The organism is Leptospira barantonii (assembly GCF_002811925.1).
Classification (GTDB): Bacteria; Spirochaetota; Leptospiria; order Leptospirales; family Leptospiraceae; genus Leptospira; species Leptospira barantonii.
Window position 1 is genome coordinate 787,823 of the sequence record NZ_NPDS01000002.1, and the last position, 24,678, is coordinate 812,500.

The window sequence follows — 24,678 nt, forward strand, 5'->3', positions numbered from 1 at the left end:
GTTTATTCCGTAAATATAATATGAAACGGATCGGTCTTTTTACCTTCATCCAGAGAATGACTGATATCGGAGGTCGGATCTTTTTTTCTCTGAACTTCCGCTTTTTCTTTCCAACAAACGGAGGAATACGGATTTTTTTGGACACAACGATCCAACAAGGATTCTCCCAAAGTTCTTTGGTTTGTGTCCTTCCGAAGGATTAAGGAAGCAAGAACCAAACTTTCTTCGGAACGAATCCAGATCTGATTCTTTACGATTTCTTCCGTCGGATAGGAGAATCGGTTTTTTTTACCCGAAGCGGTTTTTTCTTTGTAAATCGAGAAGTTATCCGATTCGATTTCGTTCTGAACGGAGACCAAGATCAGGTTTCTCAATCTTTGATCCCAGGTAAGTTGAAAACATAAAAAGGCGATCGATATAAGCGCAATCACATAATCGATTTTGAATATGATCCCGCTTGGTTTAAAAGTTCCGAGCTTCGGACTCAAACGAATTCGGATCAAAGAGATACAAAGCACCGCTGGAATGAAAAAATGCTGCTCTCCCAGATTGAAATCAAAGAATTCATGAACGGAAACGAAGACTAAAATTCCGCTTAGAAAAATTCCTAAATTGAAAACTTCCGAACTTTTGGAGGCTAACATACGATAGGCGAGAATCGCTAAATAACAGGCGATCCAGAGAAACACGACGGATCCTAAAATTCCAAGACTCGTAAAGGTTTCCACATAGAGATTGTGCGCTTGCGGATACGATCGGAAAGAATGTAGAAACCGATAAAAATCATCATATCCCTTTCTTCCCGAATGAGTTCCCGGAAAATGAGCCAAAAGAGAATCTGCGTCCAATCCGATTCCAAAGATCGGAGAGTCCTGCAAAACGGATTGGAAATGAAAATTCCAAAGAGAGAAACGAATCCATAACGTTTCCGGGCTGAAATAACGGGTAGAGATTTCCTTTGGCACAAGAAAAACTGTGCCGATCAAAATCAAAAATATCACAACGGAAACTGAAATCAAAATTCTATAGAAATTTTGATTCTTACTCCAGCGAAATAGGAACAAACAAAAAGACGCAAGGGCAAAAGCCAATAAACTCGCTCGTGATTGGTTGAAAAATGCGAGATAGATTGCGATCAATCCGCCCGGAACCAAAATCCAAGAAAACCTGCGATATTGATATGCGGTATAAAAAACGATCAAAGCTGAAAAGCTTGAGATAACTGCGATCGCAGAAACGGGAAACCCTGCGTATGTCAAAAAGAGAGGAGGTCTTAAGAGATCAAAAGGCCAAATCGTATGAAGCGCGGAAATCAAATTGATCGAGTTTAAGAGCAGATTTATGGAAAGAATCAGCAATAATCCTTTCTTGAGGAACCGACTCGGGTAGGACGATAACAGAAAGAAAATCAAAATTCCCGAAAGAATCAGACAAAGTTGCAAAAGGGAGGATTGGGATTTGTAAGAAAGCAGGGAAGAAATCAAAACAAGAAAAAAGAAAACCGAAACGATCGCGTGTAATCTTTGAAAGCGGATTCTTTTCGGTGCAAGATAGAAGAACGATGCGATCACAAAAAGCAAAAGTGGAACCGACTTGATGCTTGAGAAAAGCGGAGGAGAACAAGAAAACGCAACTGTGTGAACGAATAAAAAAATCGGATGAACGTTTTTAAAAAACAGATAGATCGTAATACAAAGAGCGGCCACATAAAGAAGTTTTAAGTTCAGCTTTTGAGGGAAATATACAAGGGGAGCTCGATTGATTCCGTTGATCGTGGATAGTCCGATTAACAACAGACATGCTAAAAAGAAAAGAGGATGAATCTCCGACTTCTTTTTTTTATATGCGATTCCTACACAAACGGCCCAGACAAAAAAACCGAATACGACTGAATCTCTGGATAAGGCGGGGTTGGAAGGATCAAAAAAGAATAATAGAGCAAGGGCAAAAACGACAATCAGAAGCGGAATGCTTTTAAAATTGAGATACTGACTCATCTAAGTTTTGGTTCGATCTCTCTGAACAGGAATATTTGCAGAGTATCTTCGCTCCCCGATTTTAGCAATCAAGATTCTCCCGACAGGAAAAAGGTTCCGTCTTCCGAAAAATCACAGGTTTTTTCGATACCAATTTTCTCGAATTCTATCTTCCCCGGTTCGGAAATAATAGGACTCGAATTCGGAAAATTTTTCTTTCCGCGTTGGCGTATTTAGATTTTTGTATTCGTATTTATAAGAGTCCAAATAGGATTCGAAATTCACCGCATGAAACGAGGAGATCTTAAGTAACTCCTTCATCACGGAGGGAGAATAGGTTAAGATTCTCCAAGGCGTCGAAAAATCTCCGGTCAAAAATTCATCGTATTCTTTTTTGATCGGAAGTCCGTCCGAGTAAAGAAGCAGATGTACGTTTCTATCTTTTAGATATTGAAAAGGAGTCGGTTTGCCGTGGCCGACTCTCCCTCGTTCCTGGGACTGACTTCTGGCGATCACCGGATCTGTCAGACCCGCTTCGGTTTCGATCGCCAAAACCGGATTTAGATAATAGATCAAAATACATTCCGAACCTACAAACGCGACCCGGACCTTCGAAGATTCAAAGTGCTTTCTCCAAGGTAGAATTCGATTCCTAACCCTTTCCGTACTTTCTCTTTTATAAATTTGATTTTCGTCCGCGATTTCGTGTACAACGGGAATGGGTGTCCCCTTGTAAATATCCCAGCGCAATAGGATCAGAATCGGGATTCCGTAAAGAAACACGTTTGCGATTCTTTTCCACTGAGGATATTTTTTTTGAAAGGTAAGAATCTCACGTTCCGTCCAGACGAATAGCAGAGGAAGAATGGGGAGATAAAAACGGGAAAACATAAAGTCCCCGCCGATCCAAGTATAATACCCGGCGTATAAAATGGGGAATAAAACGAGAAGAATCCAGTCGGCCCTTTGGGTTTCATTCTTCCCTTGGAAAAAACCTTTTTGAATCGTTTTATAAAAGCTCCAAAGAACAAATCCGCCAAAAGGAATCAACGCGTAATACATTTTCAAGAAGGATGTTAAGTAAAGAAGGCCCTGGGAAAGATAAACACTTCCTCCGGATTTCGCGTAAAAAGTATTCGGTAGTAGGTTTCCATAATATTCCAATTTCCAAATATAGAAAAGCGCGGGGGAAGAATATTCTACAACGAGAATTCCAAAGGACGGGTTGAGGATGGCCGAACGAAACGATTGAAGTCGAATCGTTTGAAAAAAAGAAGCCGCGATGTAAAGACCTACCAACGCATGAAAGAGGGCTCCATCGGGACGGTTCAAACAACTCAAGCAAGAAAGAAATACGCCAGGTATTAATTTATAATAAGTTATTTCCTTTGTTTGTAATAAATGATAAGAAGCGGCTAAGAATAAAAATCCGTGTAAGGAGGTTTCCAGACCTCCCGTTGCAAAAACTCGGTTGTGATGCAGTAATACGAAACAGGAAAGCGCGAACGGAAACGAAAATTCTTCCCTGGAAAACTTTCTCCAAAATAAAAAAAGATAAATGCAGATTCCTAAAAAGGAAAGAATACCGAAAAAGTAAGTGGCATCTACCGGATCAATCTTCTCCGTTAGATGAAACGGAATCATAAGAACCGTCCAAAGAAAATTCGTATAACCTTCAACGAATTCTCCTTCGTTAAAAACCAAACCCTTTCCTTCGGCAAAATTCTTCGCATAACGCAGACTAATGAACGCGTCATCCGAAATCCAACGCATTTGATAAGAGGAAACGACGCCGAATAAAATCAGCAGAATGCTAAAAGTGAAATACAAAATGTGTTTCAAATTCGCATTCCTTTTTTCGTAAGTAATATGACTAAGACTCATTGTTTTTTTGCGGTTAGCGGAATTTCCTTGTAGGATTGAGACAGTCCAAAAACGTGTAACTGAATGATTAAGCCTTCCGGCACGTTTCCGAAAACGAAATTAGAATGGGATTTATGGTTCCAGGCTGGAGAGATCATTCCTTTTTTTCAACCGATCCTTTCCGTGGAAAGAGATTCTATTTTCGGTTATGAAACCCTGGGAAGGTTCAGGGATCAATCCGGAAATATTCATTCTCTTGGTCCTTTCTTTTTGGATGCGGAAGCGGGTGTCATCGATCCGAACGAAAGAAAAGAGATCTACAATCTCAAAAGAGAAGTGGATCGCGACCTTCGTAAGAAGGCGATTCTTCATCTTTTAAAAAATCAGGATCGTTTTCCGGACGCAAAATTATTCTTAAATATTTCTCCAGCGTATATGAGAGATCATATCGAAGATGAGGAGGTAGATCCTTATACGATTCGACTCGTTCAAGAGTTGGGTCTGGATCCTTCCAAGATCGTGATCGAAATCGTGGAGGAACATTTCGACGGAAGTATAGAAAGTTTAAGACCTCTGATTTCCAGATACAAACGGGAAGGTTTTCTGGTCGCGATCGACGATCTTGGTTCCCGTTCTTCGAACTTGGATCGTATCGGAATCTTTCATCCGGATATTTTAAAAGTGGATTTGCAGATGCTTCGGCATTCGGTCACTTCCAGAAACTTTCAGGAAATTCTTTTTACGATCTCGAGACTTTCGGAATCCTTAGGTTGTTCTCTTTTGTTTGAAGGAATCGAAAACGAAACCGAACTCTTTCAATCTTTGACGTACAGCGCGCGGTTTTTACAGGGATTCTATTTCGCGGAAGCGCTTCCGGATATGATCGGTCAGGAAGAATTGAAACTCAGGTTCTCCGAGTTACACGAACTTTTCTTTCATCATAAACGTTTTCAACTGATGAGGCAGATCAAACACGAAAAAGAATCGGAGGAGAAGCTGGATCTTTCGGGAATTCTCGTAAACAACGAAGGCGAGTTTTGTTCGATTCAAATCCAGAATCCGAGCGTTCTAAGCGACTTTGTGTTTCGAATTTACGTTACGAACCTTACGGGAAGTCAACTTTCTCCGAATTATATGAGGATCGGAGAGGTTTCAATGGACGTGGATTCTTCCTTTATCGGAAGGAACTGGAGTTGGAGACCGTATTTCCTCGAACAATTCTACAAATCCATGAAGGATACTCGTTCGGAATGGATCATCAGCAATCCTTACTACGATATCAGCTACGAGATTCTTTTGGTGACTTACAGCAAACGTCTTCCCGACGGAAACGTCCTTTTTGTGGACGTGCAAGTTCCTGAATATTGAAGAATTTGAATTAAGGTTGGGACTGATTGGCTTCCGCAAGAAGTCGATTGACGTTGTCTATATACTTCTTTCTTTCACCCGGTCTGGAAGAATTTCCCTCGATCGAAAGTCCCACGAATAGATTGCCGTCCGCGTCCTTGGTTACCGAGCGGATCACGCCGAATGCGGTGAGGGGAGCCTGCATCTTGAAAAAAATATCGAACGTAAATCCGGCTCTTTTGGTAAGATCGTGATTGAGATCCGGATGATTGATTTTAACCTTCAATCCCCCCGTTGAAATATTCGCGATCGGAAATCTTTCCTTTACGAGAACGGTATTGGATTCGCGAATTCGATCCACCATCTCGAACGTGAGGGTTTTGATCTCCATCACTTCCAAAATATCGATTTCTCGGGTGCGGTTTTGAGCGTGAACGTATCCGATCGGAATCGCTTGTTCTTCGTGGTTCAGATAGATTACGGGAACGATGAGTTCGGATTTGATCTTTTGATTCGCGTATTCGATGATACGTTTGCGAACGTCGTCCGAATCTCCGAGTTCGGAAGCGTAGTCGATAAAACCTTCCTGGTCAAAGGCCGCATAACTTTCTTCTTTCTGCGTGTTCGCGATAAAAAGAATCTTACGCGTTTTTTTAACGAGATCGAACTTATCTCCGATCGTTCTAAATACGTCAATTTTGAGTATATCGTACTTAGACTTTAATTTCGTTTCGTAATCCGCAAAATTTACCTTCACGGAAGTGGGAATGTTAAAAAGATTCGCATCGATCGTAGTCTTGCTCGTGCGAATATTTGTGATCCAGACGGTACCTTCGGGAGGCGCGATCCGGTTGAGACTTCGTTCCTTGCTTGCGATCGAAATATCCGAGACGGAAAGAATCAATTGATTGTTGGGCTTTTCGTCCAGAACCTCACAATCGAGTTCCACATACTTGGCGAGAAGTTTCGTAAGAGTTACGTGTGCGTTTAAAGGGAATGCGTTCGGAGTTTGAGTTTGAATGAGGATCTTAGTCGCGTCCTTGGAAACCTGCAAAATTTTTACGATCTGTTTTACGGAGCCCTGTGCTTGCGCGACGATATCGGTTTTAACGAGAAATTTCGAAATTATATGAAACTTTTTACCGGAATCCGAAATCGTTTCCTTATCTCTTTTTTTTCTCTGAATCGTTTCCATAGTTTTTCAAAGCGAAGGAGGGGAAATTCTCTTGATCTCAGCTCTCTGTTTACCTTTTATGTACTAGGTAAGGAATAAGAATGTCAAACCAAACTTACCGCGACTCCGAATATTTAGACGGACTATCCGGAGATGATCTTTTCAGTCTTCAGATTGGTCTAACCTACAGAGATTTTCTCGTCCTCCCTGGATTTATCGACTTCCATCCTTCCGAAGTTGAGCTTGAAACCAGACTGACTCGAAATATAAAACTAAAGAGACCTTTTATAAGTTCACCGATGGATACCGTGACGGAATCGCAGATGGCGATTGCACAAGCGCTCATGGGAGGAATCGGAATCATTCATTATAACAATACGATCGAAGAGCAGGTCGCTCTTGTGGAAAAGGTGAAACGTTTCGAAAACGGATTCATCACCGATCCTGTGATTCTCGGGCCGAAGAACGTAATCCGCGATTTGGATTGGATCAAGGATCACAAAGGGTTTACCGGAATCCCAGTAACCGAAGACGGAACCAGAAATTCTAAACTTGTTGGGATCGTAACGAACCGAGATATCGACTTCGAGAAAAATCGAGAGATCACTCTGGACAAAGTGATGACGACGAACGTGATCACGGGCAAGGCCGGAATCACTTTGCAAGAAGCGAACGACATCATCAAAAAATCAAAGATCGGAAAGTTACCGATTGTGGATTCTAATGGAAAGTTAGTGTCACTTGTAAGTCGTTCCGACTTAAAGAAGAATAAAGAATTTCCGGATGCCTCAAAGGACGAAAGTAAAAGACTTCGTTGTGGAGCGGCGGTTTCTACACTTCTCGAATCGAGAGATAGAGTCGCGGCGCTTTACGAAGCCGGAGTCGACGTAATCATTATCGATTCCGCGCAAGGAAACTCGAATTATCAAATCGAGATGATTCAGTTCATCAAAAAAGAATTTAAGAACTTGGAAGTCGTGGGCGGAAACGTAGTGACACGAGGACAAGCCGAGAACCTCATCCGTGCCGGAGCAGACGGTCTTCGGATCGGAATGGGACCCGGTTCTATTTGTATCACTCAGGATACGATGGCGGTGGGAAGAGCGCAAGCGACCGCGATTTTCCAAACCGCGAAACACGCCGCGAAATACGACGTTCCTGTGATCGCAGACGGGGGAATTTCGAATATCGGAGATATCGCGAACGCACTTGCGATCGGAGCTTCCACTTGTATGATGGGATTTATGTTCGCAGGAACCACCGAGGCGCCGGGCGAGTATTTTTATGAGAATGGAATTCGTCTCAAGAAATACAGAGGAATGGCGTCGATCGAAGCGATGAAAGCGGGTGGGGACAAACGATACTTCAACGAAGGCCAAAAAGTAAAAGTGGCTCAAGGAGTGAGCGGATCGGTTGTTGACAGAGGGTCGATCCTGAATTTTATTCCTTATCTATCGCAGGGTCTCAGACTTTCTTTCCAAGATATGGGTTATAAATCGATACCTGAAATTCATAAAGCGCTCAGAGACGGAAATCTCCGTTTCGAAAGAAGATCCGAATCGGCACAGGCACAGGGTTCCGTTCACGGATTGTATTCTTTCAGCGCTCCAACGATGAGGGCAGAGTAAATTTGATTCGGATTCTTGCGCTTACGGTCGGTTTTTTGGCTCTCACCATTCTGAGCCGAGAAACAAACCCGCAAGGATCCGCGATCCGAGTCGCCCAAGAATTGGTGGCAAGGCTCGATCAGGCTCTTATAAAATCCAACCAAGGATTGATCAAAGGAAATTTGATTCTCATCCGAAGAACCGGAGAAACTTGGAGTTGGGATGTGAGCATCTTTCGAAAGGAAGAAGATACTCTTTATCTATTTGAAAGCCGTGGCCGCGGACTCGAATATAAGATTTTGATCAAGGACGAGGGAGAACAGATCTATGCGTTCAACGTCCTTTCCAAAAAGATTTTTCGAAAGGTGGACGAGGAGAAATACGAATCCCATCTTGCGACCGGTTTTAGTTTTATAGATTTATCCGGAGTATCGTATCAGGCGAACTACAACCCGATCGTACAAAGCGATCTGAAAACCGCCGATCATTCCTTCAAACGGGTTTCACTCAAACCCATCATTCCTTATTTTTATTCCAAGCTGATTCTACTTTTGGATCTGGATTCTTTAAAACCGACCCGATTGGATTTTCACGACCGAGACGGGGTTTTGTTCAAAACGATGAACATCAAATACGGACCCGTAAAGGTAAAACAAAATCAGAAGATCACAAAAGAAGAACACGCAAACCGTCTTGAAATGTTGGATCTGAACACGGGTTCTATCAGTGTATTAGAATATACTGAAATAGACAAGGAAGTAAAACCGGATCCTTCCTTGTTTGATCTCGCAAACCTCAATCGATAAAAGGATTCACACCTTGGAAGAATCGATTCTTTTTAGAAGGGAATGGAATTCGGAGAGTCCATTCTCCCTCAACAAGGAGGAAGTTTCCCATCTCAAAGCCCTTAGAATTTTTACGGAAGATAAGATCCTGCGCGTATTCAACGGGATCGGATCGGAATGGGTTTACCACGTAAAAGCGAGCGCCTTACAAGGAACTCTGGAAGAAACGAAAAGTCATCCGAAACCGTCTTCCATTTCCGGAATTGCCACCGCGATTCCGAAAGGAAATCGACTCGAATGGCTTTTGCAAAAGGGAACCGAACTCGGGCTCACACATTTCTATTTTTTAAACTTCGAACAATCCGATCGAAAGGATTTCAATATCACAAGGGTTCAAAAGATCGTGGAAGAAGCGGCGATTCAGTCCAAAAGAATTTTTCTTCCCGAGGTCTACGCTCCGGTTACGCTAAAGGAATTCTTAGATTCTCGGGAGAATGAAATCTCGGAAACGCAACCAAAAGAAACAAAACCGTTCATCTATCAATTCGATCCGAAAGGAGAATCGAATCTTCAACCTGAATTTTTTCGGAATGCAATTTGGATCATCGGACCCGAAGGAGGATTTCGGGAAAAAGAGATGAATCTATTGAAGGAAAAGAAAGTTCTCGGAGTAAAGGCGGGTGATTCTATCTTAAAAATCGAGACCGCCGGAATCTTTGCGGCCTCGATGTTTCGTTTCTTTACTTGTTGAGAGCGCTGTATTGTAAGTAAAGAGTCAAGATATTGCAATTGGTCGAACACGCGGCAGTGCACGTATTGAGAGATTGCATGTTCGCCGCAGTTACGGTGGACCCGTAAGTAGCGGAGCAAGTTGCGTTACAAGAATCGATCGTTCCACCCGGACCGCAGGCAAGAATGTAATTGAAAAAAGCTTTATCACTGGTTTCGTCGTGTCTTGCATGACAACCCAAAACAACGGTGGAAAGTAAAAGAAAGAATAGAATGATTGAAGATAATTTCCTCATAAATGTATGATCCCTCATCTCGGAATTTCGCGTAAATCAAAAAAGATTGGACACTGTAAGATTCCACACCCAAACTTTCTAGTACCACTTTATGAAAGTTAACGGAAAACCGCTTCGCCTTTCCGAACTGGAATCTACGGAAATTCATTCCTTATTAGAATATTTGAAACTTAGACCGGAAATGGTTGCCATTCAGAGAAACGGAAACATTTTAAAACGAGAAATTTGGAGCCAAATCGAGTTGAAAGAAGAGGACCAAGTGGAAATTCTCAGGTTTGTCGGTGGGGGTTGAACCTATCTCCTGGCCCGAGCCGGGAATTTATCCCATTTTAGATTTTGATTTTTGCAAAAAGAAGAATCTCGATCTTTTCGATCTTCCGAAACTTTGGTTGGAATATCCGGATCTCGTTCCGTTTGCTCAGATTCGCGCCAAAAACGTTTCCATTTCTGAATTGGAACGTCTTGTAAAATCTCTTCAAGATGGTTATCCTAACGTTCCTTGGATTTTGAACGATCATTGGAAACAGGCGATGCTTTGGAACTGTTTCGGCGCTCATGTCGGGAAAGAAGACTACGAGGTTTTGACCGACGCGGAAAAAAAACATTTATCCGAATCGGAACTCTTTCTCGGAACCTCGTCTCATTCGTTGGAAGAGGTGAAGAATTTAGATTCTTCTCTTTGGGATTATACCGGGTTGGGACCGATTTTTCCGACGGAGAATAAGGACGACGCGAAGTCCGCGGTGGGCACCGATACTTTGGGACGAATACAAAGGGAATCTACTTTGCCCGTTACTTTGATCGGCGGGATTCAAGTATCGAATTTGGATTTGATTTTGAAGGAAGGGGCCTTTCTACTTTCGAGCATTTCCATGGCCTGTTTGGAAAAAGAATTTAGGGCCGCGGCGTTAAAAATACGGGAACAAAATCGGTAAGTTTCAATTGACTCTGAACTTATGTCGTATAGGATGTCTTTAGGATGAAAAAGCCGGGTGAAATCATACATCTTTCCGCAAAGGACGACCGAGATTATCTCTTAGACTATCAGGTCATTCAAACGGAAACATTAGGAAAAACCGATATAATCGGGGTTCCGTTCGACAATGTTACCCAGGACGAATCAGTCGCCAAGATCTATAGACTCTTAGAAGAGAAGGAAAAGTTTCATCACATTCTCTTTTTGGATCCGATCAAAATCATGTCGGTTCGCAAGGGGAAGAAGCTCCATAGAATCACCGAAAAAGCTACGATGATTCTCGCGGAAGGAGCGGGTCTTCAATGGGCCGCGGCTCGTCTCGGAAAAGTTCTCAAAGAGAGAATTTCTCCCATCGCTTTGATGATGGACTTGGTCCGTCTCTGCGAACTCAGAAATTATTCCATCTTTATGCTCGGCGGAAAAGAAGACGTCATCGAGAAAGTTTATTTTACCCTTTCCAGACATTTTCCCGGAGTGAGAATCGTTGGGCGTCACGCGGGTTATATGAACCCTCAACGCGAATTGATGGTGAAAGAATCGATTCGTAAGACGAGTCCGAATATTATATTTCTTGCAATGGATTTTCCCGAACAGGAAATCTGGATCGAAAACAACACCGCCTTTTTCGGTCACTCTGTGATCATCGGCGTCAGCGGTTCGTTGGATATTCTTTCCGGTAAAGTGAGAAAGGCTCCGAATTTTTTCAAACTCAGAGGGCTGATTTGGCTCTGGAGAATTTTGAGTAAACCCTGGAGGCTTTTCCGTCTTTTCAGAATGTTCCAATTCTTTACCGTTGTATTCTTCAAATCCCTTTTTAGAAAGAAAACTAAATAGGAATCGAATCATTTGAGTTCCTTGCGCTTTCTAATTTTAGCGCAGGTTTGCTGTTGTTCTGATTCATTGTATTCTTATCATTTTGCTTTTGTGGTGCGGTTGCATCGTTTTCTTGCCGTTAGGATCGCGAGAGCCTTCCTTCCGTTTCTCCAAACGGAACAAATTCTTCTCCTCGATTGTTTGTCGTTAGAATCGTAAATTATATTTTCTTTTTTGAATGTAAAAAAGAATTGAGTTCGTTTTTTGAAAGGCGATATTCTTTTCGATATGGATTTGCCTTATCTTACGTTGATCGTCACGACTCTGGTCGGTTTCGGTTCTCTTTTCGGATTTCTTCACAAAATTCGGAAAGAGCTTTCTTCCGAATTTAAGGAAGAAATTCAACTCTTCAAAGCGGAATTCCAAGAATCTAAAGCAGAAACAAAGTCCGAGTTTCAAAACTTAAAATCAGAAACTAAAACTGAATTTCAAATCTTTAGAGCAGAATTCCAAGAGTTCAAGACGGAAACGAAGTCCGACTTTCAAGAAATGAGATCAGAAACGGAAACGAAATTTCAAGAATTGAAAAGTGAAATTTCTAGTTTAAGATCGGAAGTTAAAGAGGATTTGATGCGTATTGAAACCCGCTTTGAAACTTCGAATTCCGCACTTAGAAATCGAATCGATGTTTTAGTCGATTCTCTCGCGATTCGTTTTCTATCCGAAACTCCTCATAAAAAAAGAAGACTTCAAAGTTAGTTGCCTTTGACCTTGAACAAGCCGTTGTCTAAAACGACTCGTAAAATAAAACCCTATCAGAACGTTGCGCGAAACAAAATTCTTATCGAAAAACGTTTAAAACGCTATAACTCTCTAACTTTAAGGCCAAAGACCAAGGCTGAATTTTTATTCCGGTCTCATCAATGGAAATAGAATGGTGTCTCGGATCGAGTGAGAATTCGTCAAAAGCATCACGAGACGATCGATTCCGATTCCAAGTCCGCCCGTCGGAGGCATTCCATACTCGAGCGCACGGATATAATCTTCGTCCATCATAAACGCTTCGTCGTCTCCGGCTTCTCTTTGTTTTACCTGATCTTCGAATCTTTCTTTTTGATCGAAAGGATCGTTTAACTCGGTAAACGCGTTTCCGATTTCTCTTCCCGCAACATAAGGTTCGAATCGTTCCACATAACCAGGTTTGTTCGGATTCGATTTTGCGAGAGGGGAAAGTTCTTTCGGATAATCCGTGATAAAGACCGGTTGGATCAGATTCGGTTCAGCTTTGTCGGAGAAAACTTCGTCCGCGACTTTCCAGATGGTCTGACATTTGGAAACGTCCACTTTCAGTTCGGACGCTTTTTTCTTCGCTTCTTCGAGGGTAGCGATCTCACTAAAATCGATTCCGCTGTATTCTTTGATGATGTCCACGTATGTAACCCTTCTCCATGGTGGAGAAAGATCGATCAGATCCTTTCCATATTGGATCTTTAAGGTTCCGCAAATCTTTTGAGCCAGATGAGTGATGAGTCTTTCGGTCAGATCCAACATCGTACTCATATCTCCGAAGGCCATATAAGCCTCCATCATCGTAAACTCCGGATTGTGTTTTGTGGAAATCCCTTCGTTTCTGAAGTTGCGATTCAATTCGAACACACGATCCATACCGCCTACGATCAATCGTTTGAGATAGAGTTCGGGAGCGATTCTTAAGAATAACTGCATATCCAGAGTGTTGTGATGTGTGACGAAAGGTCTGGCGGCGGCTCCACCCGCGATCGGTTGCATCATCGGAGTTTCCACTTCGAGAAAACCTTCGTTGGTTAGAAAACTTCTGATCTCGGAAACGATTCTACTTCTTGTGACGAAGGTTTCACGAACGTGATCGTTTACTACGAGATCCACGTAACGCATTCTATATCTTTGTTCCACGTCCGCGAACGCGTCGTAGACCACTCCGTCCTTTTCCTTAACGACCGGAAGAGGGCGAATACACTTTGCAAGAAGTTCCACCGAAGTGACGTGCAACGTGATTTCTCCCTTTTGAGTCGTGAAAAGATAACCTTCCAAACCGATGATATCGCCCAGGTCCAAGGACTTGAAGATGGAATAAGAGGATTCTCCCAAATCGTCTCGGGTTGCGTATAACTGAATGATTCCCGTACTGTCCTTGAGATGCGCAAAACTCGCTTTTCCCATAACCCTTTTGGAATGGAGTCTTCCGCCTAACTTGAATTTGGTTTCGGGTCCCGTAGGATTTTTTTCGAACTTTTCGACGAGGTCCTTAGCCTTGGAATCCGGAAAAAAACGAACCGGGTACGGATTGATTCCCTGTTTTTTTAATTCTTCGATTTTTTGAATTCTTTGCTGGATCAGCTCGTTTGATTCTTTTGCGTCTAACATTCCGATTTTATTTTCCTGGGAGTATTTGATAAAACGTTTTGGCCAAATTTAAGAATACGATTTCGAAACCTTCTTCGCTTAAGAACCAGTTTCCGAGTCCGATCTTATCCGACAAAGGGACCACGTGCACTTTCAATCCCGCCGGACCCAATACGGATTCGTAGAGTTTTTGATTGAGAGAGGATTCGAATCTTTTGGAAAGTATTAGAACATTCTTAAGTTGTCTGTCCAAGCAGATCTTTAAAAGGGATTTTGAAAAATTCTTTGCGCCTGCGGGATAGGGTTCGAGTTTATAAATTAGAATTTTGGATTCTTCCACGCCCAAGGCCACAAGCGAACTTTGAATCTCCGCGGTTTGATCCAAGGGAATTCCAAGATTCGAGTTTGTGGTCGCGGGAGAATAAAGAACGATTAAAATTCCCGCGTAACCTTTTTTAAAACCGTCCGCGGCGTTTTTGAGAATGTCTCTGGGAATCGTTTCCTTTGCTTCCAGGACAAGAGCGTCGCTTTTGGGAAACGGGCGATCCTGGATCAAGAATAGAGGGCTTAAGAATATAAATCCTAAGATCAGGATCAGGCTGAGAAAAAATCCGGAAAAGAATAACCGCGCTTTGTACAAAACTTCCTGTACGGATACCGGTCCTGGATTTGCAGACATATAGAACGAGAGTTTTTCCCAGGAACCAAATTACAAGAGGAAATTAGGAAGCGATCTGATCTTCTTCCCCGGTTTCGCTCGTATAAATCATCGCTCCTTCCAAATCGATCGTAACTCTCGGTTCAACGAGATGAGCCACGGTCTCCACGATTTCGACAGGAGGTTTGTTGAGGGAGAGCAGAATGTCTTCCCAACAAGATCTGAGTCCGATAAACTTAACGATCGCATAACCCAACATCAACGCGTTCATCAGATTGTAGATCGAATACACCCAGTTTCTATGCAGATAATTCGTGATAAACCCGAAGATCAACTGCGCCAAAAGGGAATATTCGGCGATCACATAAAGAGAAGGCATAGCGGTTCTTCCGATTACTTTCGGAGTTCTGCTAAACGGAATTTGTTTTCCGGTGATCGCTTGGTTGATCGACATGAAAACTCCGGCCAAGTTCACCGGGATCAAAAGCAGATTCAAAGAATACACTTGGATCAAATCAAACCATTTGTATCCCATTCTCATCAAATCCATTCCGTATAAGATAAAATACGGAAGAGAAGAAACCGCGATCCAATAGGTTTCCATTCCTTCTCCGAGAGGACTTCCCATAAGAATCACGAGGCCGATGTTAACCGCCGCGATCGATCCGAGATAATGAACGCGAAAAAAAGCTTCCGCGAATTTTGAAAGTTTCCAAGGCCATTGGAATACGTGACGCAGAAGTTTCGGAAGAATGATCAATCCTCCGTTGGCCCATCTTCTTCTTTGAATCAGAAGCGAACCGAAGTCGGGAGGAGTCGCGCTATAAGCGAGTCTTTCCGGATAATTGTAAAGATTCCAGTTTACGTCCAAAAGATCGATGCTCGATTCGGTGTCTTCGATCACCGTGTTGTCTTGGATGTATTTATGAATTTTGTAACCGCGTTCTTGATAAACGGTGCAAATATCCAATAGAGCTTTGTGACGAAGCATCGCGTTTGCGCCGACCCAGAAGGTCGCACCGAAGTGTGTGAACCCTTGGTGGATCTGATACTGAATGTCCGTGGTGGCTCCCGCCATTCTTTCCAATACGTTAGGCGCTCCCGGGAAGGCGCTGTAAGGAGTTTGTGCAACCGCAACGTTTTCATGATTCGGAGAGGACATGACGTGCGCTAGCTTTAGAATATAATCGGGAAGTAGAACGCTGTCCGCATCCAACGTGATCAGAAAATCCGCGGCCGGAATTTCAAAGGAAGAACGAATCCCTTTTGCTTCCTCTAAAAGAATTCCATGGGATTCTTCCTTTTCCACCCATCTTTTTCCCAAAAGATAGATGTAACTGTTTAGGTTCATCGCCTTGTTGGGAAGATGAGAAAGGTTTAGATATTTCTTTCTTTCAAAGGTTGAAAACTGAACCGAAAAAAGACACGAAAGTCGTTCGTATTCTTTTTCGATTCTTTCGGGATCGGCTCCGCCTTCGTTAAGAAGTATTTCGAGTTCGTTGATTCTTTGCAGATGAAGTTCGTTCCATTCTTTGAAAAAAGAATCTCTCATAAAAACTCGGGTGTGGTCCGGCAATTCTCTTCGAATCGAAGAATCGTCGTAACCTTCAACCCGGTTCAGAAACCAATCGGAAACTTTCCTATAGAGTTGGATCAGTTTCTCCGTTTCTTTGGAAGTTTTTGATTTGTGGGAATTCTTACGTTCAAGAAATTCCTTTTTGGCTTGAATCAAAGGTCCGGCGGCTTCGTTAAATTCTCTTTGAAGAGAATTCGGAAGTTCTCTCATCTTTTGGAGAGCTTCGAAGTCGATATAACTTTTCGGTTGAGGCGGATCGTCGATGAGTAAAACGACTCTTCGATTCGGATAGTCTTGCAGAGCCGCAGAAAGAAGCGTTTCTCGAACGATGTCCAATTCTTCCTTGTAGGACGGAACCAGAATGGCGAGAGGAGGACAGTCGCTTTTATAGATCGACTCCAGCTCTTCTCGGTTCGGGGGAGAATGTTTTAAAAGTCTTTTGAAGTATCCGAGACGGGTAAATTGATAAACGAAGTTGCCGTAAGTCAATAATGCGATGATGACGAAGAACGCGATCTGACCGATGGCCGCGAACGGTCTGTGATCGAGGATTTGCTCCCAAAAAGTGCTCAGCATTTCGAGGCTTCCGAAAAGGAAGGCGATGCTCGTTAAGAGAAGGAAGATTCTTGTGACCCAGATCTCTTCCCGGCAATAGCGGTCACTCTTCAAATACTTAGATTCCGTTGCGGACACTGATTGGCCCTCGTTCAAATTTACTTAAACTTACTATAAGAAAAGTAAGCATTCCCGGTGGAATCATAATAATTGTCCGGGAAGGAAAAATTTATTTTGGGTCCTAAATTTAGAGAATTCTAATTAGAATAAGGGGAGTTTCCCAACGTTGGTTTTTGAGATTTCTGGCAAACGATGTATCTTGGATTCTCCAATTGTTCAATAAAGGATGCTAAATCGCATTTGCCGTCTATAAAGACCCGTTTGATTCTATAAGGGTCTTGTCCCGGAAGATTGGACCCGTCCTCGGTCGTAACTAACGCTTTGTAACCGGATTCTTTCGCTAACTTTACAAGTTTTTCATTGTACCAACCGCAAGGCCAGGCCAAGTAATCGATTTGTATTCCTAACTTGGATTCAAGAATTCGTTTGGATTCTTTTAACTCGAAAAGAGCTTCTTTTCTGCCCTTTCCTTGGGTCTTATTGTCGACCCAAGTCACCAAGTTGTCTTTGGGATTCCAAGGATGACTGTATGTATGGGAACCGATTTCAAATCTCGGGTTTTTGGAAAGTTCGAGGATGTCGGACCATTCCATATATTCTCCCTTTCCGATTCCTTTCGGACCTGCGATGATCCAAAAGGAGGCGGGGAAAGAATATCGATTGAGAATCGGCACCGCACTCAAAACGTTTTTCCAACCGTCGTCGAAGTTCAATACGACCGCTTTATCCGGTAAAACCTTTCCCTTTTGGATATAAAGAAGAAGGTCTTTCATCGTAATCGGGTGATACCCTTTGGAAAAAAGATATTTCATCTGTTCTTCGAATCGTTCCAGAGAAATGACGGTTTCTCCGTATTCTTTTGGGGAATCGGTTACGATCTCGTGATAGATCAAAACGGGAATTCCGTTCGGATTCGGTTTGGAAACGACGGAGGTTTGTTTTTCTCCCGAGGAAGAATTACAGTTTTCTAAGATAAGAAAGAATACAAGGGCGATCGACAAAAGGATCGTCGATCGGTAAGAACGTTTCGGCCTTAAGCTTAGGAGCGTTTTCATAAAAATCACGATTCGCTTTTGAGAGGCATATCGCCTAAATAGTTTTTCTTTCCTAGATCCACTCCGTTGTGACGGAGAATCGAATACGCAGTCGTGATATGAAAGTAAAAGTTTGGAATCGCGTGTTGGATCGCGAATTCTTCGCCCGTGAGATACTTTCCTTCCCAACGTGGATGGAAAATTTTTATATCCTGAGCCGAATCGAAGTCCTTTTCGACGAAGGAAGAAAGATAGGCTAACGTGGAATCGATTCTTGTTTGTAATTCGGGAAGAGTTTTTTCGTGGTCCTCGTTTTTTGGAGCTTCCTTTTGGGTAAGACGAGACACGCATAACTTTGCAGTATCGCAAGCGACCTGAACCTGTTTGATAAGATGAAACTGATCGGGCGCTAATCTTGAATGGAGCAGAACTTCCACATCGAATTTTTTAGATTCCGAGAAGGATGCTCCTTTGTCCAAAAGGAGTTTGAGGTTGTGAAGCATTTTTGTAAACTGAAGGATTGTGATCTTGTAGAGCATTGAATTGAATGTTCCCTTGGGGATGTCGCTTTTCTCATTTTTTTGAGGAGGCTTTTGCGAAGATAGAATTTTTCCAAACAAGAAAAGGGGGTGAGGAGAGATGTAGTTGTTCCGACGATTTCGTTGTGAAATTTTTGCGCCCCACCCGGGTTTGGGTGGAGGGGTGGGTGGTGGAGCCAAAGTCCCGAGAATTGTCCTTATCACGGAAATGACTTTTTTTCAAGGAGAATTTAAGACGTCGGTGTCGGAGCTACGACAGAACCTCGAGTCCACGTTTCATCGTCGTTGATGTAAGATTGTGTTAAAAAAGAAGAGAGTCTTGCTCGAGAGGGACTCGCCGTTACGCAATTCGCCATCCTGACGAATTTAGCTCCACGGCGTCTCGCTTTGGCCTCGCCACTTCGTGTGGCTCGGAATCGCTTTTCGCTTCTTACGGAAGCTCAAATCGATTTACCAAAGCTCGCTTCGAGTCCGATTTTACTGTGATTGATTGTTGGATTTAAAAAAAAGAAGAGAGTCTTGCTCGAGAGGGGACTCGAACCCCTACACCTAAACGGCACAAGCACCTCAAGCTTGCGTGTCTACCAATTCCACCACCCGAGCGGGTTGCAATGGACAGGATGTGAGAGTCGCCTTGAGAGTCAAGGAACTTAGTTTAGACCAGCTCGTATTTCTTACGTGTCTTTTTATCTTGCGGGTCGATTTGAATGCGTTCGGGATGAAATACTATATTCCAATAACGTTTCGAATAAGCGAACATTCCCGCCAAAAGAATCACAACCAAAACGTAACCGGAAACTTCGGGATGTTTGAGAAAACTTTCACCGGGAATTCTAAACTGGATCAAAGGAATACACATATACCAAAGCACAGCGATCGCCACGAGACCTACGCCGAATTTTCCCCACCAATTCGGTTTTCCTTGAATCCCGCGTTTGAGATAGAGAAAACTTCCCAGCCACACGCCTAAAATTTCTCGGATGATATAAGCGATTAGAATCCAAAGCGGAAAACGGAAGTAATGAACGATGACGGAAAGTCCACCGACCGTTACGATCTTATCGCAGACCGGATCCAAATATCTGCCGAGAACGGATTCTTGGTGGAGAAGTCTCGCCAGAAATCCGTCAAGATAATCGGTGAGCACAGCCAGAAGACAAGTTAGGATCGCATACAGTAGGAACTCCGTCTTTTCCGGAGAGGAGATATATGTTTTTGTGAAAGCGATGAAAAAAGGTAAGAGAAAGACTCTACTCACGGAGAGAAAATTGGAAACGGTGAAGATCCTGTCTTCTAAAAGTTCCTGAGGTTTTTTTTCCTGAACGATCATCCTGATACGTGTTCCAATATTTTTATGCGGAGAATTCTGTATTCCAGTAAATGAAAGAATTGATTTCCGGAATAGAATTTTTCGACCCGATTGAATCAAAATCGATTGACCGGAGAAGTTCCTTTGAAAAAGTATCAAGGGAATAAGGAGCTGTAGCTCAGCTGGTTAGAGTGCCTGCCTGTCACGCAGGATGTCGCGGGTTCGAGTCCCGTCAGCTCCGGAATTCGTCTTTTCTCAAACTAATCTTTCAACTGAATAAAATTCTGGACTCGAAGCTTTCGAGTGTGAGTGTTTTTCGCTTTCATAAAAGCGAAAAACGCGAAGCGAGTCCATGGATGGACGAGCCACGAGAAAGACGCCGCGGAGCTGAATGAAACATGGATGTTACATTGCGTAGCGGCGAGTCCCGTGCGTTGCGATTTGTCGAACGACCCATAGGGAGTGATACATTGAGTTTGGAGCAACGTGCTGAGTTCCTCCGGAATTCATCCTCTTTTCAAATCATCTTCAACTAACACAAAATCGCTCATCGGATAGAAATACTGGTGAAACGTGTTCTCCACAAAGGAACGATCGAACTCGGGCGTTTCACCGGATACGGAAATTGGCTTTTTCAAAAATGCAAGAGCGGATAACGTTTTTTCGATTTTGTCCGAGCCGATTCTCTTTGCGACCATTTGCTCCGCATTCCGAGATTGAACATTCGCCAAAACCTGATGATAGTTTCGAAATTGACTTTCGGGCGGATTCAAATCGTCCTTTTCAAAAATTGCACGGCACCTTTGCAACCAGATCACAAATCTACTTTTATAAGTTTCGATTCCGCGGGCGGATTCAAACATAAGGATCGTTTCGAATTCTTCCGGCGTAAGACGATGTAAGAGCGGAACGCCGAGCAAAAGATGAATTCTTGAAGGCCCGAAGATTCCAAAACGAAAAGAACGCAAAAACGAAATATTGCGACTTTCATTCCATTGGATCGTATGGACTTTAGGTCCTCCCATTTCAATTTCGATTCTTTTCAAAAGAGAATGAAATCTTTCCAACTGGAATGAATCCAATTCTTTCGTTCGGATTCGTTTCAAAACATTGTGATCGGTCGCTTCCGGTCGAATCCAAAACGAACTTAAAAAAATCCAAATTGTATAGAAGACGGAGCAGATCGCAAAAAAGGCCGGTAAGTTAAAAACATAAAAGAACAATTCGCTCATCAGTTCATTGAGGAATGTGGAACCTTGGCAACACCATTCGTGAAAACTAATCCCCAACAAGTATAAGGAAAATAGAATCGCCGAGGCTAAAACGACGTAGAAAAATTGTAAGAGCGTCAGCAGAAATAAATAAAATCGAAAACGAAAGGGGGATTCTTTTTCAAAAGAATCCAAACGTGATATCGAAGCGGAACGATCCAAAGTTTTCTTTTAAATATATTCTTCTCCGTCCTTTTTGACGAAGATCGTTCCTTCCTCTTCCAATTCCCGAACTAAATTGAGAATCACGTTTCTTGCGTCGTTGATTTCGCGTAACGTGAGTTTTCCTCGAATGTCCATCATGTCCATAATTTCCGCCGCGCGGTTTCTGGACATTGCGTTTAAGAAATGATTTCTGAGTTCGTCTCCGGAGCCGCGCAGAGCCATGCTCAAACATTCGTCGTCGCTCAAACGGTTGATGAGAATTCTCATCTCCTTTTGATCCAAACCTAAAACGTCTTCAAAGGTGTATAACTTCTCTTTAACCTGCTTTGCGAGTTCCGGAGAATTCGCTTCGAGTTCCTTGAGAATATTCTCCTCTTGCGACTTATCCATGTGATTGAGAATATTCGCCAGAGCTTCCGCGCCGCCCGCTTCGCTGTATTCGGAACGATCTCTTTGTTCGTATTTCTTTTTCAAAACCCTTGCGATCTCTTTGATCGCGTCCGGATGTGTTTTGGTAGTGTTTGCCAAACGATAAGCGACGCTCGCCTGCAATTCTCCGGGAAAGAATTTTAGAATGTCCGCGGCTTTTTTGGGAGTCATAAACGCAAGTGTGACCGCGACCGTTTGAGGGGATTCATGTTGCAATAAACTCGCAAGAACGCCTGGTTCGGCCTCGCTTAAAAAAGAAAAGTCATCTTCGATGTCTTTGCGGGAAAGTTTGCCGAGAATGTTCTCCGCTTTTTCTCTTCCCAAAGAATGTTGAAGAATTTCACGGGCCGCGTCGAGTCCGCCTTTGATTTCGCCGTCTCCGGGTAGAACCGAATTCTTAAACTCAAGAAGAACGTCTTCTTTTTCTTTTTTGGAAATCGTTTTGATCTGCGCCATTTCCAAAATGATCTCTTCGATCATTGAGTCGTCTAGTTTCGATAAAACCTTGGCGGCGTCTTCCTTGTTTAAGGAGAGAAGGAGAAGGGCGGACTTTTTAATTTTTTCTTTTCGAGCGGCGGACGCTGGTTCTTTTTCCACAAAAATAAAATCCTTAACCTGTAAGTAGGCGAAGGGGATGTTCCATAAAATCTCGGAAGACGGAAAGAAATCTGGCTCCGGTTGCTCCGTCCACGACTCTGTGATCGCAAGAAAGAGTAACGTTCAAAACTTTTCCGGCGACGATGTTGCCATCTTTCAAAACCGGTTTTTCAACAAGAGCTCCCACTGCAAGAATCGCGGCTTCCGGTTCGTTGATTACGGCCGTAAAGGAAGAGATTCCATACATCCCGAGGTTGGAGACGGTAAAGGTTCCGTCCGTGTATTCCCCCGGTTTGAGTTTTCTGTCTCTTGCCCGGGAAGCAAGTTCTTTTATTTCACGGCTGATCTCGAGAACGGATTTCTGATCCGCGTTTCGAACATAAGGAGTAATAAGGCCACCTTCGATCGAAACGGCGACTCCGACATCCACTCTTCCATATTCGAGAATATGATCTTCTCTCCAGGAAGAATTGACTTCGGGAACCAGAAACAACGAGCTTGCACAAGCCTTGAGAATGAGATCGTTCACGCTGACTTTTTCGTGACCTTCGAGTCCCAAGTCTTTGTTGATTGAATTTCTGAGATCGCTGATCGGACCCGCGTCCAATTCCATCGTAAGATAAAAATGAGGAATCGTAGAAGTGGAATGTGCGAGTCTGGAAGCGATCGTCTTTCTCATTCCCGTCAGTTCGAGTTTGCGGTCTTGTCGCTTAACAAAAGAACCTTTTTTGCCTCCGCCCGATTCCTGATACGAAAGAATATCTCGTTTGATGATTCTTCCTCCGGGTCCGGTGCCGACTACTTCGCCTAAATCCATTCCTTTTTGAAGCGCAAGATTTTTTGCCAAGGGCGAAGCTTTGATTGGAGCACCTGCGTTTGCTCGTTCTCTGGAGAATTCTCCCTTTTCGCGCGTTCCGTTTTTGAGTTCCGAGGAACTTTGTGAAGAGATGAGGTTCGATTCTTTGGAAGCATTCGATGCGGGTGAAGAAGATGATTGTGACGATGTCGAGATCGTTTCCGATTTGGAGGACGAGGTTGGCGTCGACGTTGACGGTGCCGAACTCGGCGAAACGTTTGATGCGCCGGTTTGTGATGAGGTTGTAGCTTGAGCGGAGCCGGAACCTTCTTTTTTAGGGGGAATGGATTTCTTTGCGGTTTCGACTAACGCGGAAATGTCTTCTCCCGATTTTCCGATGATCGCGACGGGCGCGCCCACGGGAAGCATGGTTCCTTCGGGAGCCAATACTTCCAAAAGAACTCCGGTCTCAAAGGCTTCCATTTCCATCACGGCCTTATCGGTTTCCACTTCGGCGATGATTTCTCCGGGAGAAACCGAATCTCCCTTTTGTTTCAACCAACGAACGATCTTACCTTCGGCCATCGTGGGACTGAGCTGGGTCATTTCTGCTATTTTAGCCATTTTGAATATTCCTCGTTCGTGTTATTCGAGCATCTGTCGAACTCTTGCGATGATCTTTTCTTCGCTCGGAAGCGAAGCCTTTTCCAAGTTCGCGGCATAAGGCATCGGAACGTCTTCTTGCGTGATTCTTTCCACAGGCGCGTCCAGATCGTCGAAGGAATTTTTTTGAATCAAATATGCGATTTGAGAACCGAAACCCGCGACTTCCCAACCTTCTTCCACGATCAACGCTCGGTTGGTTTTGCGGATCGAAGCGTAGATCGCTTCCTCGTCCAAGGGACGGATCGAACGCAGATCCAAAACTTCCACGGAAATTCCTTCTTTGGCCAATCGTTCTGCGGCGGGAAGAACATACATCAGAGCTCGTGACCAGCTAACAATCGTTATATCCGAACCTTCTCGTTTTATATCGGCCTTTCCGAACGGAATCGAATATTCCTGATCGGGAACTTCTCCTCTGCTACCGTATAAAACTTCGCTTTCGATAAAGATCGTGGGATTGTTGTCGCGGATCGCGGTTTTCAAAAGACCGCAAGCGTCTGCCGGAGTATAAGGAGCGATCACTTTCAAACCCGGAATGTGCGCGTACCAACTTTCAAAAGACTGAGAATGTTGAGCCGCCAATCTTCCGCCCGCGCCGCCCGCGCCTCGAAACACGATCGGAATCGGAAATTGACCCGCGCTCATATAATTCATCTTTGCCGCCGAGTTGATGATCTGATCGATCGCGACGAGTGAAAAGTTCCAGGTCATAAATTCGATGATCGGACGAAGACCTACCATCGCCGCGCCGATACCCACGCCCGCAAAACCGTTTTCAGAGATCGGAGTATCGATCACTCTTTTTTCTCCGTACTTCGCGAGCATTCCTTGGGAAACCTTATAGGCTCCGTCGTAGTGACCGACTTCTTCTCCCATGAGAAAGATGTTCGGATCTTTATCCATTTCTTCGCACATCGCTCTGTTCAGAGCTTCTCTATACGTGAGAATCGCCATCAGACATCCTCCGCATATACGTTTTTATACAACCAACCCAATGGAGGTTCTTCACTCGCAT

At 43.5% G+C, this 24,678-nt stretch carries 23 protein-coding genes and 2 tRNA genes (1 of these 25 running past the window's edge); 9 read left to right on the forward strand and 16 right to left on the reverse strand.

From position 1 onward, the window contains the following. Positions 1–2: 2 nt before the first annotated feature. Together CH367_RS08365 and CH367_RS08370 are read right to left on the reverse strand one after the other, a co-directional pair. On the reverse strand, positions 3–1,997 hold the full coding sequence (locus CH367_RS08365) for an O-antigen ligase family protein (protein WP_100761997.1): 1,995 nt from the start codon (positions 1,995–1,997) through the stop codon (positions 3–5). Between the two features lie 111 nt (positions 1,998–2,108). Beyond that, positions 2,109–3,818: a hypothetical protein gene (locus tag CH367_RS08370; RefSeq protein ID WP_100762108.1), complete on the reverse strand. Its 1,710-nt coding sequence runs from the start codon at positions 3,816–3,818 to the stop codon at positions 2,109–2,111. 105 nt (positions 3,819–3,923) lie between these two features. Between CH367_RS08370 and CH367_RS08375 the strand changes: the two genes are divergently transcribed. After that, a complete protein-coding gene (locus CH367_RS08375) occupies positions 3,924–5,207 on the forward strand; it encodes an EAL domain-containing protein (protein WP_100761998.1) in 1,284 nt (427 codons plus the stop codon). A 10-nt stretch (positions 5,208–5,217) separates the two neighbouring features. Here CH367_RS08375 and CH367_RS08380 read toward each other — a convergent pair whose 3' ends face one another. After that, complete coding sequence (locus CH367_RS08380) at positions 5,218–6,381, reverse strand: DUF1577 domain-containing protein (protein WP_100761999.1); 1,164 nt, start codon at positions 6,379–6,381, stop codon at positions 5,218–5,220. 80 nt (positions 6,382–6,461) lie between these two features. Here CH367_RS08380 and guaB point away from each other — a divergent pair, with 80 nt between their 5' ends. From guaB to CH367_RS08395, 3 genes are read left to right on the forward strand one after another with little or no spacing between them, the layout of a single operon-like run. Further along, positions 6,462–7,988 (forward strand): IMP dehydrogenase, encoded by a 1,527-nt coding sequence (guaB, locus tag CH367_RS08385; protein ID WP_100762000.1) that lies wholly within the window; start codon positions 6,462–6,464, stop codon positions 7,986–7,988. A 2-nt stretch (positions 7,989–7,990) separates the two neighbouring features. Then, positions 7,991–8,773 carry an outer membrane lipoprotein-sorting protein gene (locus tag CH367_RS08390; protein WP_100762001.1) on the forward strand — a complete coding sequence of 261 codons (783 nt, stop codon included), beginning with the start codon at positions 7,991–7,993 and terminating at the stop codon, positions 8,771–8,773. A gap of 13 nt (positions 8,774–8,786) precedes the next feature. Further along, positions 8,787–9,503, forward strand: coding sequence for a 16S rRNA (uracil(1498)-N(3))-methyltransferase (locus CH367_RS08395; protein WP_100762109.1), 717 nt, complete (start codon positions 8,787–8,789; stop codon positions 9,501–9,503). Here CH367_RS08395 and CH367_RS08400 read toward each other — a convergent pair. Next, the gene (locus CH367_RS08400) at positions 9,493–9,777 is read right to left on the reverse strand and encodes a hypothetical protein (protein ID WP_100762002.1); all 285 of its coding nucleotides are present in this window, start codon (positions 9,775–9,777) and stop codon (positions 9,493–9,495) included. The genes CH367_RS08395 and CH367_RS08400 overlap by 11 nt on opposite strands. Before the next feature lie 91 nt (positions 9,778–9,868). On the opposite strand from CH367_RS08400, the gene thiS reads away from it, so the two are divergent. The 4 genes from thiS to CH367_RS08420 all read left to right on the forward strand — a co-directional run bounded on the left by thiS (position 9,869) and on the right by CH367_RS08420 (position 12,325). Continuing rightward, positions 9,869–10,069 carry a sulfur carrier protein ThiS gene (gene thiS, locus CH367_RS08405; RefSeq protein ID WP_100762003.1) on the forward strand — a complete coding sequence of 67 codons (201 nt, stop codon included), beginning with the start codon at positions 9,869–9,871 and terminating at the stop codon, positions 10,067–10,069. Further along, the gene (locus tag CH367_RS08410; protein WP_425268818.1) at positions 10,059–10,712 is read left to right on the forward strand and encodes a thiamine phosphate synthase; all 654 of its coding nucleotides are present in this window, start codon (positions 10,059–10,061) and stop codon (positions 10,710–10,712) included. The genes thiS and CH367_RS08410 overlap by 11 nt, the downstream gene beginning before the upstream one ends. 44 nt (positions 10,713–10,756) lie before the next feature. Continuing rightward, the gene (locus CH367_RS08415; RefSeq protein ID WP_100762005.1) at positions 10,757–11,587 is read left to right on the forward strand and encodes a WecB/TagA/CpsF family glycosyltransferase; all 831 of its coding nucleotides are present in this window, start codon (positions 10,757–10,759) and stop codon (positions 11,585–11,587) included. Between the two features lie 267 nt (positions 11,588–11,854). Beyond that, positions 11,855–12,325 carry a hypothetical protein gene (locus CH367_RS08420; RefSeq protein ID WP_100762110.1) on the forward strand — a complete coding sequence of 157 codons (471 nt, stop codon included), beginning with the start codon at positions 11,855–11,857 and terminating at the stop codon, positions 12,323–12,325. A 147-nt stretch (positions 12,326–12,472) separates the two neighbouring features. On the opposite strand, the gene lysS is transcribed toward CH367_RS08420, so the two are convergent. From lysS to CH367_RS08455, 7 genes are all read right to left on the reverse strand, one after another. Further along, on the reverse strand, positions 12,473–13,969 hold the full coding sequence (lysS, locus tag CH367_RS08425) for a lysine--tRNA ligase (protein WP_100762006.1): 1,497 nt from the start codon (positions 13,967–13,969) through the stop codon (positions 12,473–12,475). A 7-nt stretch (positions 13,970–13,976) separates the two neighbouring features. Continuing rightward, positions 13,977–14,627, reverse strand: coding sequence for a hypothetical protein (locus tag CH367_RS08430; protein WP_100762007.1), 651 nt, complete (start codon positions 14,625–14,627; stop codon positions 13,977–13,979). A gap of 43 nt (positions 14,628–14,670) precedes the next feature. Continuing rightward, positions 14,671–16,851 carry a glycosyltransferase family 2 protein gene (locus CH367_RS08435; RefSeq protein WP_100762111.1) on the reverse strand — a complete coding sequence of 727 codons (2,181 nt, stop codon included), beginning with the start codon at positions 16,849–16,851 and terminating at the stop codon, positions 14,671–14,673. A 143-nt stretch (positions 16,852–16,994) separates the two neighbouring features. Next, on the reverse strand, positions 16,995–17,921 hold the full coding sequence (locus tag CH367_RS08440; RefSeq protein ID WP_425268811.1) for a polysaccharide deacetylase family protein: 927 nt from the start codon (positions 17,919–17,921) through the stop codon (positions 16,995–16,997). After that, positions 17,918–18,430: a DUF1993 domain-containing protein gene (locus CH367_RS08445; RefSeq protein WP_100762112.1), complete on the reverse strand. Its 513-nt coding sequence runs from the start codon at positions 18,428–18,430 to the stop codon at positions 17,918–17,920. The genes CH367_RS08440 and CH367_RS08445 overlap by 4 nt, the downstream gene beginning before the upstream one ends. Before the next feature lie 520 nt (positions 18,431–18,950). Beyond that, positions 18,951–19,033 (reverse strand) — tRNA-Leu (locus CH367_RS08450). A 52-nt stretch (positions 19,034–19,085) separates the two neighbouring features. Then, positions 19,086–19,760 carry a CDP-alcohol phosphatidyltransferase family protein gene (locus tag CH367_RS08455; RefSeq protein ID WP_100762009.1) on the reverse strand — a complete coding sequence of 225 codons (675 nt, stop codon included), beginning with the start codon at positions 19,758–19,760 and terminating at the stop codon, positions 19,086–19,088. A gap of 146 nt (positions 19,761–19,906) precedes the next feature. Here CH367_RS08455 and CH367_RS08460 point away from each other — a divergent pair. Beyond that, a tRNA-Asp gene (locus tag CH367_RS08460) sits at positions 19,907–19,980 on the forward strand. A gap of 265 nt (positions 19,981–20,245) precedes the next feature. Here CH367_RS08460 and CH367_RS08465 read toward each other — a convergent pair. The 5 genes from CH367_RS08465 to pdhA all read right to left on the reverse strand — a co-directional run. Continuing rightward, complete coding sequence (locus tag CH367_RS08465; protein ID WP_125226106.1) at positions 20,246–20,971, reverse strand: hypothetical protein; 726 nt, start codon at positions 20,969–20,971, stop codon at positions 20,246–20,248. A 210-nt stretch (positions 20,972–21,181) separates the two neighbouring features. Then, the gene (gene fliG / locus CH367_RS08470; protein ID WP_100762011.1) at positions 21,182–22,201 is read right to left on the reverse strand and encodes a flagellar motor switch protein FliG; all 1,020 of its coding nucleotides are present in this window, start codon (positions 22,199–22,201) and stop codon (positions 21,182–21,184) included. A gap of 13 nt (positions 22,202–22,214) precedes the next feature. Then, positions 22,215–23,621, reverse strand: coding sequence for a dihydrolipoamide acetyltransferase family protein (locus CH367_RS08475; RefSeq protein ID WP_100762012.1), 1,407 nt, complete (start codon positions 23,619–23,621; stop codon positions 22,215–22,217). Between the two features lie 21 nt (positions 23,622–23,642). Then, positions 23,643–24,617, reverse strand: coding sequence for a pyruvate dehydrogenase complex E1 component subunit beta (locus CH367_RS08480; RefSeq protein ID WP_100762013.1), 975 nt, complete (start codon positions 24,615–24,617; stop codon positions 23,643–23,645). Continuing rightward, on the reverse strand, positions 24,617–24,678 hold the final stretch of the coding sequence (gene pdhA / locus CH367_RS08485) for a pyruvate dehydrogenase (acetyl-transferring) E1 component subunit alpha (RefSeq protein WP_100762014.1). 922 nt of this gene lie beyond the right edge of the window; 62 of the gene's 984 nt are visible here — the last part of the coding sequence; its start codon lies off the right edge, out of view — the gene reads right to left on this strand; its stop codon occupies positions 24,617–24,619. The genes CH367_RS08480 and pdhA overlap by 1 nt, the downstream gene beginning before the upstream one ends.

Coding starts and splice junctions, on each gene's coding strand:
- thiS (WP_100762003.1), top strand. CDS start 9,869: ATGAAAGTTAACGGAAAACCGCTTCGCCTTTCCGAACTGGAATCTACG.
- CH367_RS08475 (WP_100762012.1), bottom strand. CDS start 23,621: ATGGCTAAAATAGCAGAAATGACCCAGCTCAGTCCCACGATGGCCGAA.
- CH367_RS08400 (WP_100762002.1), bottom strand. CDS start 9,777: ATGAGGAAATTATCTTCAATCATTCTATTCTTTCTTTTACTTTCCACC.
- CH367_RS08375 (WP_100761998.1), top strand. CDS start 3,924: ATGATTAAGCCTTCCGGCACGTTTCCGAAAACGAAATTAGAATGGGAT.
- CH367_RS08465 (WP_125226106.1), bottom strand. CDS start 20,971: ATGAGCGAATTGTTCTTTTATGTTTTTAACTTACCGGCCTTTTTTGCG.
- CH367_RS08365 (WP_100761997.1), bottom strand. CDS start 1,997: ATGAGTCAGTATCTCAATTTTAAAAGCATTCCGCTTCTGATTGTCGTT.
- CH367_RS08420 (WP_100762110.1), top strand. CDS start 11,855: ATGGATTTGCCTTATCTTACGTTGATCGTCACGACTCTGGTCGGTTTC.
- CH367_RS08480 (WP_100762013.1), bottom strand. CDS start 24,617: ATGGCGATTCTCACGTATAGAGAAGCTCTGAACAGAGCGATGTGCGAA.
- CH367_RS08455 (WP_100762009.1), bottom strand. CDS start 19,760: ATGATCGTTCAGGAAAAAAAACCTCAGGAACTTTTAGAAGACAGGATC.
- guaB (WP_100762000.1), top strand. CDS start 6,462: ATGTCAAACCAAACTTACCGCGACTCCGAATATTTAGACGGACTATCC.
- CH367_RS08430 (WP_100762007.1), bottom strand. CDS start 14,627: ATGTCTGCAAATCCAGGACCGGTATCCGTACAGGAAGTTTTGTACAAA.
- CH367_RS08415 (WP_100762005.1), top strand. CDS start 10,757: ATGAAAAAGCCGGGTGAAATCATACATCTTTCCGCAAAGGACGACCGA.
- CH367_RS08380 (WP_100761999.1), bottom strand. CDS start 6,381: ATGGAAACGATTCAGAGAAAAAAAAGAGATAAGGAAACGATTTCGGAT.
- lysS (WP_100762006.1), bottom strand. CDS start 13,969: ATGTTAGACGCAAAAGAATCAAACGAGCTGATCCAGCAAAGAATTCAA.
- CH367_RS08445 (WP_100762112.1), bottom strand. CDS start 18,430: ATGCTCTACAAGATCACAATCCTTCAGTTTACAAAAATGCTTCACAAC.